General features: G+C 56.3%; 18 protein-coding genes and 1 tRNA gene. 9 read left to right on the top strand and 10 right to left on the bottom strand.

Features of this window, described 5'->3' with window-relative positions:
* A partial coding sequence (locus ACR0MQ_RS21980; protein ID WP_480610889.1) for a hypothetical protein occupies positions 1-246 on the top strand: 246 nt, incomplete at its 5' end.
* 40 nt (positions 247-286) lie between these two features.
* Here the strand turns inward: ACR0MQ_RS21980 and msrQ are convergent.
* The 3 genes from msrQ to ACR0MQ_RS21965 form a co-directional block, all read right to left on the bottom strand.
* A complete protein-coding gene (msrQ, locus tag ACR0MQ_RS21975) occupies positions 287-901 on the bottom strand; it encodes a protein-methionine-sulfoxide reductase heme-binding subunit MsrQ (protein ID WP_170776269.1) in 615 nt (204 codons plus the stop codon).
* A gap of 4 nt (positions 902-905) precedes the next feature.
* Positions 906-1805, bottom strand: a complete 900-nt coding sequence (msrP, locus tag ACR0MQ_RS21970) for a protein-methionine-sulfoxide reductase catalytic subunit MsrP (RefSeq protein WP_170776267.1) — start codon at positions 1803-1805, stop codon at positions 906-908.
* A gap of 131 nt (positions 1806-1936) precedes the next feature.
* Entirely contained in the window at positions 1937-2476 is a 540-nt protein-coding gene (locus ACR0MQ_RS21965; protein ID WP_170776265.1) for a winged helix-turn-helix transcriptional regulator, read from the bottom strand.
* A 40-nt stretch (positions 2477-2516) separates the two neighbouring features.
* On the opposite strand from ACR0MQ_RS21965, the gene ACR0MQ_RS21960 reads away from it, so the two are divergent.
* A complete protein-coding gene (locus tag ACR0MQ_RS21960; protein ID WP_170776263.1) occupies positions 2517-2894 on the top strand; it encodes a VOC family protein in 378 nt (125 codons plus the stop codon).
* Between the two features lie 75 nt (positions 2895-2969).
* Here ACR0MQ_RS21960 and clpB read toward each other — a convergent pair whose 3' ends face one another.
* A complete protein-coding gene (clpB, locus tag ACR0MQ_RS21955) occupies positions 2970-5588 on the bottom strand; it encodes an ATP-dependent chaperone ClpB (RefSeq protein WP_480610886.1) in 2619 nt (872 codons plus the stop codon).
* Positions 5589-5715: 127 nt separating this feature from the next.
* Entirely contained in the window at positions 5716-6036 is a 321-nt protein-coding gene (locus ACR0MQ_RS21950; RefSeq protein ID WP_480610884.1) for a hypothetical protein, read from the bottom strand.
* A gap of 141 nt (positions 6037-6177) precedes the next feature.
* On the opposite strand from ACR0MQ_RS21950, the gene pyrF reads away from it, so the two are divergent.
* Positions 6178-6870, top strand: a complete 693-nt coding sequence (gene pyrF, locus ACR0MQ_RS21945; protein WP_170776259.1) for an orotidine-5'-phosphate decarboxylase — start codon at positions 6178-6180, stop codon at positions 6868-6870.
* A gap of 292 nt (positions 6871-7162) precedes the next feature.
* Here pyrF and ACR0MQ_RS21940 read toward each other — a convergent pair whose 3' ends face one another.
* Positions 7163-7555: an NUDIX hydrolase gene (locus ACR0MQ_RS21940; RefSeq protein ID WP_480610881.1), complete on the bottom strand. Its 393-nt coding sequence runs from the start codon at positions 7553-7555 to the stop codon at positions 7163-7165.
* A gap of 89 nt (positions 7556-7644) precedes the next feature.
* Here ACR0MQ_RS21940 and ACR0MQ_RS21935 point away from each other — a divergent pair, with 89 nt between their 5' ends.
* Entirely contained in the window at positions 7645-8898 is a 1254-nt protein-coding gene (locus tag ACR0MQ_RS21935; RefSeq protein ID WP_480610879.1) for a DNA polymerase IV, read from the top strand.
* 2 nt (positions 8899-8900) lie between these two features.
* Here the strand turns inward: ACR0MQ_RS21935 and ACR0MQ_RS21930 are convergent, their stop codons facing one another.
* The gene (locus ACR0MQ_RS21930) at positions 8901-9773 is read right to left on the bottom strand and encodes an N-formylglutamate amidohydrolase (protein ID WP_170776253.1); all 873 of its coding nucleotides are present in this window, start codon (positions 9771-9773) and stop codon (positions 8901-8903) included.
* A 150-nt stretch (positions 9774-9923) separates the two neighbouring features.
* Here ACR0MQ_RS21930 and ACR0MQ_RS21925 point away from each other — a divergent pair.
* Both ACR0MQ_RS21925 and ykgO read left to right on the top strand, forming a co-directional pair.
* A tRNA-Val gene (locus ACR0MQ_RS21925) sits at positions 9924-9998 on the top strand.
* 90 nt (positions 9999-10088) lie between these two features.
* Positions 10089-10214 carry a type B 50S ribosomal protein L36 gene (gene ykgO / locus ACR0MQ_RS21920; protein ID WP_005648635.1) on the top strand — a complete coding sequence of 42 codons (126 nt, stop codon included), beginning with the start codon at positions 10089-10091 and terminating at the stop codon, positions 10212-10214.
* Positions 10215-10297: 83 nt separating this feature from the next.
* Here ykgO and ACR0MQ_RS21915 read toward each other — a convergent pair whose 3' ends face one another.
* The 3 genes from ACR0MQ_RS21915 to ACR0MQ_RS21905 form a co-directional block, all read right to left on the bottom strand.
* A complete protein-coding gene (locus ACR0MQ_RS21915) occupies positions 10298-11728 on the bottom strand; it encodes an NAD-dependent succinate-semialdehyde dehydrogenase (RefSeq protein WP_170776251.1) in 1431 nt (476 codons plus the stop codon).
* A gap of 104 nt (positions 11729-11832) precedes the next feature.
* Complete coding sequence (locus ACR0MQ_RS21910) at positions 11833-12777, bottom strand: LysR family transcriptional regulator (RefSeq protein WP_170776249.1); 945 nt, start codon at positions 12775-12777, stop codon at positions 11833-11835.
* 2 nt (positions 12778-12779) lie between these two features.
* On the bottom strand, positions 12780-13553 hold the full coding sequence (locus tag ACR0MQ_RS21905; RefSeq protein ID WP_170776247.1) for an aspartate dehydrogenase: 774 nt from the start codon (positions 13551-13553) through the stop codon (positions 12780-12782).
* Between the two features lie 146 nt (positions 13554-13699).
* Here ACR0MQ_RS21905 and ACR0MQ_RS21900 point away from each other — a divergent pair, with 146 nt between their 5' ends.
* From ACR0MQ_RS21900 to ACR0MQ_RS21890, 3 genes are all read left to right on the top strand, one after another.
* Complete coding sequence (locus ACR0MQ_RS21900) at positions 13700-14653, top strand: dihydrodipicolinate synthase family protein (RefSeq protein ID WP_170776245.1); 954 nt, start codon at positions 13700-13702, stop codon at positions 14651-14653.
* 95 nt (positions 14654-14748) lie between these two features.
* On the top strand, positions 14749-15291 hold the full coding sequence (locus ACR0MQ_RS21895; protein WP_170776243.1) for a 3-hydroxyanthranilate 3,4-dioxygenase: 543 nt from the start codon (positions 14749-14751) through the stop codon (positions 15289-15291).
* 25 nt (positions 15292-15316) lie between these two features.
* On the top strand, positions 15317-16291 hold the full coding sequence (locus ACR0MQ_RS21890; RefSeq protein WP_170776241.1) for a TRAP transporter substrate-binding protein: 975 nt from the start codon (positions 15317-15319) through the stop codon (positions 16289-16291).
* Positions 16292-16325 lie beyond the last annotated feature (34 nt).

Raw genomic sequence — 16325 nt, 5'->3', positions numbered from 1 at the left:
CTCCGATGCGTCTCAACCGTCTCTCCGGCCCGTCTCCGCCGTTCCCAGCGTCCCAGCAACCGCCTCAGCAGCGCCGGTGAAGGGCGTTCTAAGTATATCGCCCAGAAGCCGCAAGTGGAAAAATCAAAAAAACAGAAAAAAACACAAATATCAAATTTTAATGCACAAAAACAAACGGTTATGAGAGCAACTCAGCCGCAGCACCCGGAAGTCGCTAACGCCGACCATCGCAAAACAGCGCCATAGATATGTTATTCACACGGTTACCCACAGACTCGCCCACGAGTCAGGCTGAATCGGCCTGTCTAAACCGGATCAGGAATGTTGTGACCGGTAGGCGTAGGACCAGAAGGCCCAGAATAATTGCCAGGTAAACTAACGGCTCGATCTGAAACCCCTTCGCCAGCATCACATAATGAAGCGCGCCCAGAATTGCAGCAGGATAGACCAGACGATGCAATTTGCGCCACCGAGGCCCCATACAGCGAACCGACCAATTGTTGGATGTGATCGCAAGCGGCAGCAACAATACAAAGGCAGCCATACCAACGGTTATATAGGGCCGCTTGATAATGTCCGCCCAGATTTGGCTGGGGATCTGCACGTCCAACAACAACCAGATCAGCAAGTGCAATGCGACATAGGAAAATGTCAGTACACCTATCGCGCGGCGGAACTTCATCAGATTTAGGCCAGCGAAGCGACGCAAGGGCGAAATCGCGAGACCAAGAATCAGAAGCTGCAGCGCCAGCTCGCCAAACTCATGCTCGAGCGCCTCGATCGGCTCGACCCCGAGACCACCGATCATGCCCTGATAGAACAACCAAGGCGCTGGCAGCGCGCCCAACAGATAAACAGCCCAACTGGGAAGCCGTCGCAAGAGGTCATTGAGCCGCCGCATCATCTCAGTAGTTCTTCGCCAGATCCATGCCTTCGTAAAGGCTGGCGACCTCATCTTCATATCCGTTGAACATCAGTGTCGGGATTCGCTTGGCAAACAGACCTCCGCCGATCTGGCGTTCCGAGGCCTGCGACCAGCGGGGGTGATCCACATTGGGGTTCACATTGCTGTAGAACCCATATTCCCTAGGACCTGCCATGTTCCAACTTGTCGGAGGCTGGGTATCCGTCAAGGTAATCCGCACGATTGATTTGATCGATTTGAAACCGTATTTCCACGGTACCACCAATCGCAAAGGCGCGCCGTTCTGGTTCGGGATATCCCTGCCATAGATCCCAGTTGCCATAATGGTCAGCGGGTGCATCGCTTCATCCAAACGCAACCCTTCGCGATACGGCCAATCGAGCACCGGATATGCGACACCGGGCATCTCATCCGGACGATAGGCCGTTTCAAAGGCCACGTATTTCGCGCCATCCTGAACACCAGCCATACCGAGCAAATCTGCCAGTTCGAACCCGTTCCACGGGATCACCATCGACCATGCCTCGACGCAGCGGAAACGATAGATTCGCTCCTCGACCGTCATTTCAGACATGATGTCATTGAAATCATATTCTCCGGGGCGGTCGACCAAGCCGTCGATGGTGACACTCCAGGGTTCGGTCACCAGCGTGTGCGCATATTTCGCCGGGTCATCCTTGCGGGTCCCGAATTCGTAATAGTTGTTGTACGAAGTGATCTCTTCCCAGGTATTCGGCTCAAGCGCCTCGGCCGCTGCGGGGCGTGCAAGGCCCGCCAGCCCGACACCCGCCAAACCGGCCATAACCTGCCGCCGGTTCAGGAACGTCGCCCTTGGGGTGACGTCTGCATGCGTCAGTTTGTTGGTCCAGCGATGCGCCATTTGGTTCTCCGTCATTCATTAACCTCGGAACTGAGGTAAGGTCTGATAGCACAGAGCCAAGGAAACAGGCGTCACGATTGAGCGAACAGATTGTAACGTAAACCGCGCATGCTTTTGCGCGGGAATAACAGTCACCCTATATTCAAGCCGACAACACGGTTTATTTCGCAGCCCAGATTGACCGCCTGATAGGTCGGATAAGGCAGCCGGGCCGAAGTTTCGATATCGCGTCGAACCCAGTCCTGCGCCTCCAATTGCTTGAGCGAGGATGACAATGCACGGTCCGTGACCACCTGAAGATCCGACCTAAGCCCAGAAAAGCGCCGAGGTTGGCGGGTCAACGCCAGTATAGGAACCGTCCAGCTGCGGCGCAGTAGCTTCAATTCGGTATTATCAGGCACCAAAGCCATGATTTCTACCGCTACAGCCGCCGCCTGCACCCCGCCTTTGGTCAAACGGAATTCAGGTCGCAATGGGTGGCCGTGGCCCGGGTTCCGTTCAAGAAAGCCAAGGCTAACCAGATGCTCCAGACTTGCTGCAAATGCCGTCCGGCTTGCCCCAGTCGCGGCGAGTAATGGCGCCTGCCTGCCCGGAACCCCCTGGTGCAACTGCGCAAGAATATTCAGCGACCAGGCCCGAGAGGTAAGCTTGACAAGTGTCTTAATGTCCATAAAGTATAGTTACTTTATTTTAGGACAAAAGGAAAGTTCCATGCCCCTCGTTTCCTTAGAAAACACCATCACTCTTGCCATTTCGGTCAAAGACCGCCACGCCAGCGCACAATGGTACAATGAGAAGCTCGGGTTTGAATTGGTCCATCATATTGATGAGGCGGGTTGGAGCGAGATGTTGACCAAAACCGAGGGCGTGACCCTTGGCTTGGGCGAGCAGGCAGAACCCGCGCCCGGAAACACAGTCCCGGTCTTTGGAGTGGCTGATATCGCAAGCGCACGCGATGCTTTGGAGGGCGCAGGAGTTCGGTTTGACGGCGAAACCGAGACAATCGAGGGGATGGTCAGCACTGCCACATTTTACGACCCGGACGACAATGCAATGATGCTGGCGCAGGACTTGGCCGGACAGGCCTGAACGCTCTCCACCCTTTTTAGCGCCACTACCAAAAAAAGACCCGCCAGATTGGCGGGCCTCTTCAGTTCTTAAGGCTTAGTGAACCACTGCATCGTCTGGGCGTGGGCGTTCGGATGTTCCCAACCGATCGCCGATGATCAATCCATCCGTGCCTGCTGTTACAGGTACAGTCTCACCATCCTTGATCTCACCGGCCAGCAGAGCTTCAGCCAGAGGGTTCTGCAAGGCACGTTGGATCACGCGCTTGAGCGGGCGGGCACCGAAGACCGGATCATAGCCTTCATTTGCCAGCCATTCCTTGGCACCATCGTCCAATGCGAGCTCGATCTTGCGGGCGGCCAGACGTTTCTGAAGACGTGCCATCTGGATATCGACGATGCCATCCATATCGGCCCGCTTGAGGCGGTCAAAGATGATCGTCTCGTCCAGACGGTTCAGGAATTCGGGCCGGAAATGCGCCCGGACCGCATCCATCACATCCCGCCGTGCCTGCGCACTGTCCGCACCTTCCGGCAACTGGCTCAGCGCTTGCGACCCGAGGTTCGACGTCAGGATAATCAGCGTCTGCTTAAAGTCCACGGTGCGGCCCTGACCATCGGTCAGAACACCATCATCCAGAACCTGCAGCAGCACGTTGAACACATCCGGGTGCGCCTTTTCAACTTCGTCAAACAGCACGACCTGATAGGGCCTGCGCCGCACGGCTTCGGTCAGCACCCCGCCTTCGTCATAGCCGACATAGCCAGGAGGGGCGCCGATCAAACGGGCGACCGCGTGCTTCTCCATGAACTCGGACATGTCAATGCGCACCATCGCGTTGTCGTCGTCGAACAGGAAGTTCGCCACGGCTTTGGTCAGTTCGGTTTTCCCCACGCCGGTGGGCCCGAGGAACAGGAACGAGCCCAACGGGCGGCCTTCGTCATTCAGGCCAGCACGGGCACGGCGCACGGCATTGGCCACGGCGGTGACCGCCGCATCCTGACCGATCACGCGCGAATGCAGATCGTCTTCCATCCGCAGCAGCTTCTCACGCTCACCTTCCAGCATTTTCGAGGTCGGGATACCGGTCCAGCGCTCCACGACGGAAGCGATCTGTTCAGGGCGCACCGTTTCCTCTGCCATCATGGCGTTGCTTTCGGCGTTCTCGGCCTCGGTCAGCTTTTTCTCAAGCTCGGGGATAACGCCATAGGACAGCTCCCCGGCTTTCGCCAGATTACCTTCGCGCTTGGCGATTTCCAGATCAGCGCGCGCCTTGTCGAGCTGCTCTTTAAGATCACGCGCACCCGCCAGCTTATCCCGTTCGGCCTGCCACTGAGCGGTCATCTCGGCGGATTGCTCCTGCAGATCGGCAAGGTCCTTTTGCAAGGTTTCCAAACGATCCTTGGAGGCCGCGTCATCTTCCAGCTTCAGCGCTTCTTCCTCGATCTGCATCTGCAGGATCTGACGATCCAACTGATCGAGTTCCTCGGGCTTGGAATCCACCTCCATCCGCAAACGCGACGCCGCCTCATCGACCAGGTCGATTGCTTTGTCGGGCAGGAACCGGTCGGTGATGTAGCGATGCGAGAGCGTCGCCGCCGAGACCAGCGCCGAGTCGGAAATACGCACACCATGGTGCAGCTCGTACTTTTCCTTGATGCCGCGCAGGATGCTGATCGTGTCCTCGACCGTTGGCTCGGTGACCATCACAGGCTGGAACCGGCGCGCAAGGGCCGCGTCTTTTTCGACGTACTTGCGATACTCATCCAGCGTGGTCGCGCCGATACAATGCAGCTCCCCCCGGGCAAGCGCAGGCTTGATCAGGTTGGCAGCATCCATCGCGCCGTCGGACTTACCCGCGCCGACCAGCGTGTGCATCTCGTCGATGAACAGGATGATTTCACCGGCGGCCTCGGTCACTTCGGTCAGAACAGCCTTCAGGCGCTCTTCAAACTCTCCACGGTACTTCGCACCAGCGATCAGCGCCCCCATGTCGAGCGCAAGCAGCTTTTTGTCCTTCAGCGATTCAGGGACGTCGCCGTTGACGATGCGCAGGGCCATACCCTCGGCAATCGCGGTCTTACCGACGCCGGGCTCCCCGATCAGAACCGGGTTGTTCTTGGTGCGGCGCGACAGAACCTGCATCGAACGGCGGATTTCCTCGTCCCGCCCAATGATCGGGTCGATCTTGCCTTCAGCGGCCGCTTCGGTCAGGTCGCGCGCGTATTTCTTAAGCGCGTCATAGCCCTCTTCCGCTGAGGCGGTGTCAGCGGTGCGCCCCTTGCGGATGTCGTTGATCGCCTCATTCAGTTTCTGGGCCGATACTGCACCGGCCTCCAAAGCCTCTTTGGCTTTGGATTTCACCATACACAGCGCCATCAAAACGCGTTCGACCGGCACAAAGCTGTCGCCCGCCTTGGTGGCGATCTTCTCTGCCTCGTCCAAAACCTTGGCAGTCTGGCCATCCATATAAATCTGGCTCGCGTCGCCGCTGACCTTTGGGATCTTGCCCATTGCAGCGTCCAACGCCTCAACCACACGGTTCGGTGCGCCGCCAGCGCGTGTGATCAGGTTGCTCGCCAGCCCCTGATCGTCATCCATCAATGCTTTCAGAATATGTGTGGGTTCCAGCCTTTGGTGCCCCTCACGCAGCGCAATGGTCTGCGCCGCTTGCACGAATCCCCGTGCCCGCTCGGTGAACTTGTTCAAGTCCATAGCATTCTCCTTTTCTTAAGCGCCCCGTTTTGAAGCGCCCGCTTGGCGGCACGCGTCGGTCTGGGCCTCACATTCAATTTGGGAAATGTCTTTTCCCATTCAAGGGGCTAGAGCAGATAATTCGGCGTCACCCGCGCGGAATGGAATAGACGGAATATCCGCCGGTTTGGCCCATCAATTCAGCATCATACATTTCAACCAAAGATTGCTCGGCACTGCTGCCTGTGGGGCATGAAACCAGATCAGCTGTATGATCGAGGAAATTGCCGGTATAGGCTGTCTCCCCTGTCAGTTGGCACCAGTCGCCTTCCGATCGATACCCACGCACCAGCAGAAGATTGTCATTGGTTGGAGCCGGTGCAGCACCAGTTTCGGGCGGATCACTCTGAGGCGCGTCTTCGCATGCGGCCAACATCAGTGCCACGCCAAGTAGAATTACTTTTTTCATCTTTTTTATCCCTGTTCTGAACGTTTGCACATTAGCACATTGCGCAATTTAGTACGTGAACCGCTTCACCTCAGGCTTCGCGCATAGACAGATCGCTCCGAACCCGTTAGGACGCACACGTTTGCCAAAAAGGAGCCCCCTATGTCCGATGACCGCCTGATCGTAGCCCTCGATGTCCCAAACGCCCTGCAGGGTCTGGCCATGGCTGAGCGGCTGGGGGATGCTGTTTCGTTTTACAAGATCGGGCTGGGGATGCTGACCGGCGGCGGGCTGGCATTGGCCAACGAACTTAAACAGGATCACGGCAAGCGCATATTTTTGGACATGAAGCTGTTCGATATCGGCAATACTGTTGAAAATGCGGTACGCGGGTTGGCGCAGTTTGACTTGGACTTCCTCACCGTTCATGGCGACCCGCATGTGGTGCGCGCCGCAAAGGAAGGTGCAGCGGGCAAAGACCTGAAGATTTTGGCGGTCACCGTCCTGACATCCCTGAACAGGGACGATTTGGATGCGAGTCTTCTGAAAGCGGGCGACGTTCAGGACCTTGTGGTTGAACGTGCAGCCAAGGCATTTGAGGCGGGGGCCGATGGCGTCATCGCCAGCCCTCAGGAGGCTGCTCTGATCCGGGCCCTACCCCAAGCTGAAGGCCGCCTGATTGTCACGCCTGGAGTGCGCCCGGCTGGCGCTGCACATGGCGACCAGAAACGAGTCGCAACCCCTGCCAGCGCAATTGGAGACGGCGCGGACCACATAGTTGTGGGTCGTCCGATCTATGAGGCGGAGAATCCACGGGCCGCCGCAGAAGCCGTTCTGAACGAACTAATTTCTTAGCCGCGGCACTGTCTGAGCAACCGGATTAATGCAGAATAGAGGACAAGTTCGACCTGCAACCAGTTGACCTTACGTCAATTTTCACTGCAGCCGCGCCAAATCGCCCCTGTGCCCGAAAACACACATGAAAAATACGAGTTTATTGCACGATTGGCTTGAAGGTATCGAAATGGGCGAATTTGCGCGATTCTGGGCTTGAGACACTCCCCAACGGGCCATCTCTTCCTGAGGTCCGTTTCCTCCCCCCGCACCAGCGGGGGGCTTTCTTCTGAGAACAACAAACCCTTTTCCACTACCCAAGTTCGGTAAGGTAATCCTTTAGACGGGCAACGAAATTGGGTATGGCAAGTGGGTCGGCCAAATAATCTTGAGGGTGCATCAGGCACCATCCCTGCCCTTCGTCACCAAATTGGACAAGATGCACATCCTGAGCTGGGCGTCGGGCAACAAAGAACCAGCTTTGATCGTATTGACGGGCCCATACAAGATCAGTTTCCGACAAGCTCAGCCCAACTTCTTCGACCGTCTCTCGCAACGCACATTCTATGGGGGATTCGCCCTCCTCTCGCCCTCCGCCGGGGAAATCGAAATGCCCGGGAAAGGGGATATCATCTTTTGGGTCTCGCAAAATCACAAGCAATTCGTTCCCGAGGAACAGCGCAGTTTTGGCCCCCGTGAAATCCATCAATCCCCTTTTTATTCCGGCCCAATCGAGATAGATTCTAACCGACCCAGAGACTTCGCCAAGTCGAAACTGGCCCGAAAGAACCTGTAATGCCTGCCATCTGTCGCGATTGCTTAAATCAAATAGAGCAGAGCAAGCGCTGCACATACTGTGGTAGCCCACGATTGAAATCGCACCCCGAGCTGTTCGATCTAACCATCGCCCACATGGATTGCGATGCCTTCTACGCATCTGTCGAAAAGCGCGATAATCCCGAACTGGCAGACATGCCGGTGATTATCGGGGGTGGAAAGCGCGGGGTGGTATCGACCGCGTGTTATGTCGCACGTATACGCGGCGTGCGATCAGCGATGCCGATGTTCAAGGCACTTCAGCTGTGCCCCGATGCGGTCGTGATCAAACCGCGCATGTCGGTTTATGCCAGCGTTTCACGCCAAATCCGGGAGATGATGGACGAATTGACGCCTGTTGTGGAACCGCTGTCACTGGATGAGGCGTTTATGGACTTGTCGGGCACTGAACGACTGCATGGTGCGCCACCAGCTGTAATGCTGGCACGGCTGGTCAGACGAATGAAGGATGAACTTGGCTTGACAGGCTCAATCGGTCTTAGCCACAACAAGTTTTTGGCCAAGGTAGCTTCAGATCTGGACAAACCGCGCGGGTTTTCGGTGATCGGCAAGGCTGAAACAGCTGAATTTTTGCACGAAAAACCTGTGAGGTTGATCTGGGGAATTGGCCCGGCAGCGCAGGAATCGCTGGATCGTGCAGGAATTCGAACATTTGCCGATCTTCTGCGCTGGGATCAGGAGGCACTGACCGCCCGGTTCGGATCGATGGGCTATCGGTTATGGCATCTGGCCCGAGGGCAGGATAAGCGGCGCGTCTCTGCGCATGAACCGATGAAGTCGATAAGCAACGAGACCACGTTCTTTGAAGACACCGCCAGCATCGAAATATTAGACGGACACCTGTGGCGCATGTCCGAAAAAGTGGCCGATCGCGCCAAAGCCAAGGGATTGGCGGGTCGGATTGTGACGCTGAAACTGAAACAAGCCGATCACAAAGTCATTACCCGGCGCGTGTCATTGCGCGACGCGACACAGATCGCGGACAGGATATATCGCACGGCGCGCGGATTGTTCGATCAGGTCGGGGATCAGGGCCCGTATCGCCTGCTTGGATGTGGCCTATCCGATTTGTGCACCGAGGATCAGGCCGATATTTCGGGTGATTTGCTAGATCCTGGTGCCACACGCAGATCCCGGGCTGAACGGGCCACAGACGATATTCGCCGCCGATTTGGTAGTGATGCGATCGTTAAGGGACGCGCGCTGCGCTAAGGCTATTCGGCAGCCAGCGACAACGGCTCGGACCCTATGGAGGCAATCTTGCCGGAGACCTGCCGCAGTACCTCACGGAACGACTGAAAGTTGCCGTTTGGCTGAATTGTATCTTCGTCCATATAAAGAGAGCGGTCGATCTCGATCTGGATCGCGTGTTGCTGCCGGGTTGGGCGGCCATAGGTCTGAGCGACATAGGCCCCTGCGAAAGGCGCATTACGTGCCACATTCAGGCCCGCATCTGTGAACGCAGATTCAATCTGATCGACGATCAACCCCGAGGCAGCAGCACCAAACCGATCACCCAGAACGATCTCGGGGCGTGTACTGCCAGAGCCGCCGGCCATTGCGACCGCCTCATGCGGCATCGAGTGGCAATCGATCAGGATCGCTTGCCCGAACATCTCGTGCGATTCGGACAGAAGGGATTTCAGTTTTTGGTGATAGGGCCGCCAGTAAGTGTCGATCCGCAGGCGCGCTTCGTCCATCGTCAACTTACCACTGTAAATCGCGCGCCCATTGGCGACCACGCGGGGGATCACGCCCAGCCCCGAAGCCACACGCGGATTGTGCCCGTGACGGCGCGCGCCCTGAATCAGCGCCGGATCCAGTTCATCAGCACTGCGATTCAGGTCCAGATAGGCGCGTGGCATGGCCGCGGCGAGGAATGGCGCTCCGGATTCCGGGGCCGAGTCGAATAGCTGATCGACATAGGCATCCTCGGAAGACCGAATCATTTTACGGTTCAGTACAGACCGTTTAAGCAACGATGCGGGATATGCCCGACCGCTATGCGGAGAGGCAAACACCACGCATGAGGTACGCTCTGCGGGCATATCCAGAACATAGGCTGCATTGGTCGCGGCGTTGGGCATGGGCTCTCCGTTCGTTCGCATTGAACATAGACCGGAAAATAGTTCTGCCAAACCCCTTGATCCCCCTAACGACTCCTTTTATAGACCCCGCTACCGGCGCGGGGTTCCGCGCCCCATTTCGTTATGGGGTAGGCCAAGCGGCGGTTTCATGGGCGGTTAGCTCAGCGGTAGAGCACTTCGTTGACATCGAAGGGGTCACAAGTTCGATCCTTGTACCGCCCACCATGAATTCACTGCTTCGGATTTCCGGGGCACCCGATTAACCCAGGCGCTGGCCACGTCCTTGATGAAGGCGCCGCAGATTGGAGACAGACCATGAAGGTCAAGAACTCGCTCCGCTCGCTCAAGAACCGGCACCGTGATTGCCGGGTTGTGCGTCGCAAAGGCCGCGTCTACGTGATCAACAAGACGCAGCGCAAGTTCAAAGCTCGTCAGGGCTAAGAACTGCACATATCCGAATAAGAAACCGCGCCTTTGAGCGCGGTTTTTTGTTTAGGGGTGAAGTGATTTGTGCGCCGCCTGGGTTAAGAGAGTTTGGCCGAGTGCCAGACATGCTTGACCGTCATGTAGTTCTCCAACCCTTCGGTTCCGCCCTCACGGCCATAGCCGCTGGATTTCACACCACCAAAAGGCGTTTCGGGCATCGAGGCTTCGAGCGTGTTGATCGACAGATTGCCCACCTCGACCTCATCGATCAAACGGTCGATATAATCTGCACGATTGGTGAAGGCATAGCCTGCCAATCCATAAGGCACCGAATTTGCCTGCTCAATCGCATGATCCAATGAAGTGACCGGATTGATTACCGCGACCGGACCAAAAGGTTCTTCCCGCATGATACGCGCTTTGTCGGGCACATTCAGTAAGACTGTGGGCTGAAAGAAGTAGCCTTTGTCATCATGTTTGGCTCCGCCCGTCGCAACCGTCGCGCCCTTTGCGCGGGCGTCTTCCACCAGTTCTGTCAATGCAGGTACCCGGCGATCATTGGCCAGTGGCCCCATCTCAACATTTTGGCCCATCCCGTTGCCGACAACAGTTGCAGCGGCGCGTTCAACGAACGCGTCTGAATACGCATCGAAGATGCTTTCATGGGCAAAGAACCGAGTCGGTGATGTACAGACCTGCCCGGCGTTGCGCATCTTTCGAACCGCGCTTGATACACCTGCCGCCCGAACATCGGTATCTTCGCAAACAATTACGGGCGCATGGCCACCCAGTTCCATCAGCACCTGCGTCATATGTTCGGACGCAAGCGTGGTCAGATGGCGGCCCACTGCTGTCGAACCGGTAAAAGCCACAAGCCGGATCGGTTCCTGCGGGATCAAGTGGCCAGAGATTTCTGCTGGGTTGCCGAACACAAGATTCAACACACCCGGAGGTAATCCAGCGTCGTCAAAGGCCTTTGCGATATGGATCGCACCCGCCGGTGTTTCTTCGGCCGCTTTCAAGATGATCGAACAACCTGAGGCGAGCGCACCAGCGATTTTCCGTGCCGGCTGGCTCATAGGAAAGTTCCAAGGTGAAAACGCGGCGACCACACCGATGGGCTGGTGATGTACCGCGAACTTATGACCCGGCGCAGCGGGTATGATCCGTCCATAGGTGCGCATTGCTTCGCCCGCGTCCCATTCAAAGAACTCGGCCCCTCGGATCACCTCAAGTCGGGCCTGTTTCAGCGGTTTGCCATGTTCCAAAGTGATGGATTGAGCGATCTCCTCCTGGCGCTCCCGCATCAGTGCAGCAGCACGCAGGATCGTATCAGCACGTTCGCGTGGTGCGGTGCGGCTCCAGATCTTGAGGCCTTTGACAGCCGCATCAAGCGCATCATCCAGATCGCTTTTGGACGCACAGGGAAGACGTGCGATTTCTTCTTCGGTCGCCGGGTTCACGACAGGCACATCCTGGCTGGTCGTGCGCCATTTTCCTGCGATGAACAGCTTAAGCTCAGGATACATGTAATTGATGCCTCCGAATTAGGACCCTTTCAACTCATGCAATGGCTGACATTACTTCAAGTGAATTGGATGAATACTGATATCAAATTGGCGAATACCTGATCCTATTTCTGTTGCACTGCTTGGTGTAGCGCGGCTTTGAACGCCCGGCCTGCCGGGGACAGATCGGCATCGGCACGAAATGAAACTCCGATGGGCCCCTGACCAAAGGGTGCGTCCCAATCCAACGGTGTCAGATACCCGTGGGCAACGTCCTGCGAGACAACTTCGGCCGGCATAAGCCCAATCAAATCGCGCGATTGCAGCAAAGCCCGGTTGGTTAGATAGGACACGGATTCTATCATCACCGGCGGCACATATTGTTGCTGACCAACGAAGAAATGGTCGAGCTGTCGTCTGAGTGTGGTTTCCAATGGGGGCACAATCCAGCCAAAAGGCTTGGTCTGGGCAAACGAGATGTTCTTACGCCAGGCAAGGGGGTGCTGATTGCCAACAACTGCAAGTATGTGATCCTCGAACAGTTTCTCCTGCCTGATCTTGTCACGGTGTCGGTGCGAGGGCAGACGTCCTACCACCATATCGATTTCACCTGACAGCAATCGGGGCATCAGAACTTCGTTCGTGCCCTCATTGATCTTGATTGCCACGTTCGGGCGATCGGCCAACAATATTTCAATTGCCGTTGGCAGCAGGCTGGTCGAGGCGGCGAGCAGAGTACCCACAACCACACGCCCCGAATTTCCTTCATTCAGGTCATCAAGTTCCTGCGCTGCGTTTGAGACTTGTGCAAAGATCAGCTTGCCATGACGGATCAGGGTCTCTCCGAACACAGTTGGGATGACACCGCGATTGGTTCGGCTGAATAGTTTGACCTCAAAGTCTAGTTCCAGATCCTGAATCATCTTGGTAGCGGCGGGTTGCGAAATGCCCAGCTCGCGCGCGGCATTCTGGATATTGCCGTGTGCGCCTACGGCAACAAGCAAGCGCAACTGACGCAATTTCAGCCGAGTCAGGGCGCGGTCGACGATGCGTGAATGACGTCCCACCATGATCAGAGTACGACCGGACTTGAAATCTCTTCGAGTTTCGAGATGACACTCATCGCGGCCAGTGCTGAGCTGCGCGGATTGTCAGGCAGGGAATTTCCGCTGATCTGAAACTGGAACTGCCCGAAATCGCCTTCTGCTTCGATCTCGTGGATGTTGCGCGTGATCGATGGGTCAGCGATCAGACGGACCTGCGTTTGGTCGAAACCCAGCCCTGCCAGCGCAACCGCCGCCGCAACATTCGCGTTTTTAGGATATCTCAGTGCAGCCTCTCGGGCGGTGCCGTTGAAATGCGTTTCCGCGATTGTCAGAGCCTCCAGGCCCAGTTTGTCCGCAGCCGGTGAACCCATCCAACCCAGTGGCGGTTTCCGCCCGACATAGGTGACTTTTTCCAGCTTGCCCGTCGCGGCGGCACTAAGGCAATCGAGCGCTCCGATCGCACCGCTGGCCAAATGCAGCTTTGCCCCACCTTCCCGTGCGGCCGATGCCAACGCATCTGCCACCCGCTGGTCCGCCAGTGCGCCAATGGAAACGGTAACCAGATCGAGGCCGCAAGCCAGAATCTGAGGCCCGTACTCCTCCAGTGCCCGATGGCCCGCGCAATCAATCACCAGTTCCGTATTCGCCGAGAGCTTCGAAACCGAATCTACAAACAGTTCCGGATTTTGCGAAACGCTGCCCGATCTCACCAGCACCGCGCAAACCGAATGTCCCCGGGCCTGAACCGCGTTCGAAACATATTGCGCAATTGCGCCTTTACCAATCAATCCGATCTTCATGCGGCAAGCCTACTCCAGCGCTAAAGTTTTCCAAATTGATAATCCATGGATATTCTATTTTCCGATACCCAATTCCCGGCTTTCGCATTGGATCAGGTGGAATGATCGGGCTTTCATGATGCGGTCAACCGGAAGGCCCGTCCAATATGAAATACTCCAAGCACGATGCAAAAGCCTATGCGCGCGAACATATGACAGGAATTTGGGCAGCAGCCCTGAATCCGTTCAATGACGACCTTACGCTGGATGAGGCGGGGTTGAGGTCGAATATCCGGCACTGGATTGACGATCTGGGTATTCAGGGCCTGTTTGTAGCGGGCAAACAAGGCGAGTTCTTTTCGATGAGCCTTGAAGAGCGCAAACGAAACTTTGAGGTAGCCGTCGATGAATGTGCGGGCAGGGCCGGTGTGATCGTTTCAGTCTCGGATCAGAACATGGACACAGCGCTGGACCTGGCACGCCATGCGCAGAATTGCGGTGCCGACTACGTCGTTCTGCATGCGCCCGTTCTGAGTTTTGTTCAGGACCGCGGAGAGGTTCTGTACCAGTATTATAAACGGTTCTGCGACGAGCTTGATATTGGAATCGCGATGTGGAGCCATCCGGACAGCGGATATCTCATGCAACCCGAGGAATGCGCGCGGATTGCCGATCTGCCCAATATCGTTGCGATCAAATACTCGGTTCCGCGCGAGATGTACGTGAAGCTGACCCATATGGTCGGCGACAAGATTCAAGTCTCTACCTCAGCCGAACATGAGTGGCTGGATAACATCCTCGAACTGAACTGGAAACTGTACCTGTGCTCGTCACCACCCTACCAATTGCAGAGCAAAAACGACCAGCGGATGAATGAATACACGCGGCTGGCCTTTGCGGGCAAAGCAGATGAAGCACGCAAGGTGTTCGACAGCCTGAACCCAGTGCGGGACGCAATGAAGCGTACCCGGCCTGCGGACAAACCCACCGCCTTTGGCAAATACTGGCAGGAACTATTGGGGCAAACTGGCGGGCGGGTGCGGCCCCCGATGTTAGAACTGACAGAGGTCGAAAAAGAGATCATTCGCAATGGGTTCGAAGAAAGCGGCCTTAAGGTTTAGCCCGATGGATATAAGCAAATCAGATATCTAAATGCAGATAATTTCTTTGCGGTTATGGGAAAACAGGCCAATCTTCTACTAACAGGGAGTGGGATATGTCGAAGTTAAGAGCATTCAACTTTCAGAAATGGATCGACGAACACCGTCACCTGCTGAAACCGCCTGTCGGCAATCAACAGATCTGGGAAGATGCCGACCTGATGGTCACTGTGGTTGGTGGACCGAACAAGCGGACCGACTACCATGACGACCCGGTCGAGGAGTTTTTCTACCAGCTAGCAGGTGACATGGTATTGAAACTATTTGATGGGAATGAGTTCTACGACGTCCCGATCCACGAGGGCGAGATTTTTCTGCTGCCGCCCCATGTACGTCATTCTCCGCAGCGCCCTCAGGAAGGCTCCATCGGGTTGGTTATAGAACCCAAACGGCAGACAGGTGAGCTGGACGCTATCGAGTGGTACTGTTTTGAGTGCGGATCGCTCGTTCATCGGGCCGAGATGCAACTGCAGTCCATCGTCAAAGACTTGCCGCCAGTCTACGAAAAATTCTATGCATCGGAAAACGACCGAACATGCCCGCAGTGCCAGACCGTGCATCCGGGCAAAGAGCCGCCAGAAGGCTGGGTCACACTCTGACACCAACAATAAAACAGGGAAACACATGAGACATTTTGCTAAGATCGCCGCATCTGCAGCCGCGCTGGCTGTGACATCGCTGGCCGCCAATGCAGATGAATTCCGTCTGGGCCTAATTACTCCACCCCCGCATATCTGGACCAAAGCAGCAGAGTCCTTTGGGGCCGAGTTGAATGAAGCCAGTGGTGGCGCCCATTCCGTTTCGGTTTTTCCGGCCCGCCAGTTAGGGAACGAGGCCGAGATGTTGCAGCAGCTTCAGACCGGTGCGCTTGACATGGCATTCATGACGGTGGCCGAGGTATCGAACCGCGCGCCAGAATTGGGTGCGTTTTACGCCCCCTACCTGGCGGATGATATTGGCCATGCCGGGCGTATCCTGCGTTCGGATACCGCCAAATCAATGCTGGAGCCCCTGCCCGGTCAGGTTGGCGTCGTGGGCGTTGGCTACGGTATGGCTGGCCTGCGCCAGATCGTCAGCCGGGGTGAAGTGTCATCAGCCGACGACTTGTCAGGCCTGAAACTTCGGATCACGCCCTTCACGCCGATCCTTGATTTCTACAACGCAGTTGGGGCTGCTCCAACTCCGATGCCCCTACCGGCGGTCTACGACGCGTTGGCGAATGGTCAGGTCGATGCCATCGACATGGATGCCGAATTGATCTGGGTTCTGAAATACTATGATCACGCCGATACGATCGTGCAGTCGGACCACATGATGTTCCCAATGGTCGGTCTGGTTTCGGCCAAGGTCTGGGCCGGTCTATCTGATGATGATCGCGCAATGATTGGCGATCTGATGGCCAAGCATGTGGACAGCACCATCGATGCCTATGTCGCCAACGAGGCCAAGTGGCTGGATCAGATCGAGGGAACCGGCAAGGCCTACAAGAAAGTGGATGCCTCGTTCTTCGGCGATGCCATCGAGGAATGGAACGGTATCTGGTCGGAAAAAACCTCATCCCTTGACGCATTGCGGGCGACTGCGGCAGAAACCAAATAAAGGTGAATACATCAAGGAAAGGGCGTAGGTCGAT

Source organism: Ruegeria sp. AN6, from assembly GCF_056540425.1.
Note: the sequence above shows the minus strand (reverse complement) of the source record. Positions and strands in the feature narration are given on the sequence as shown.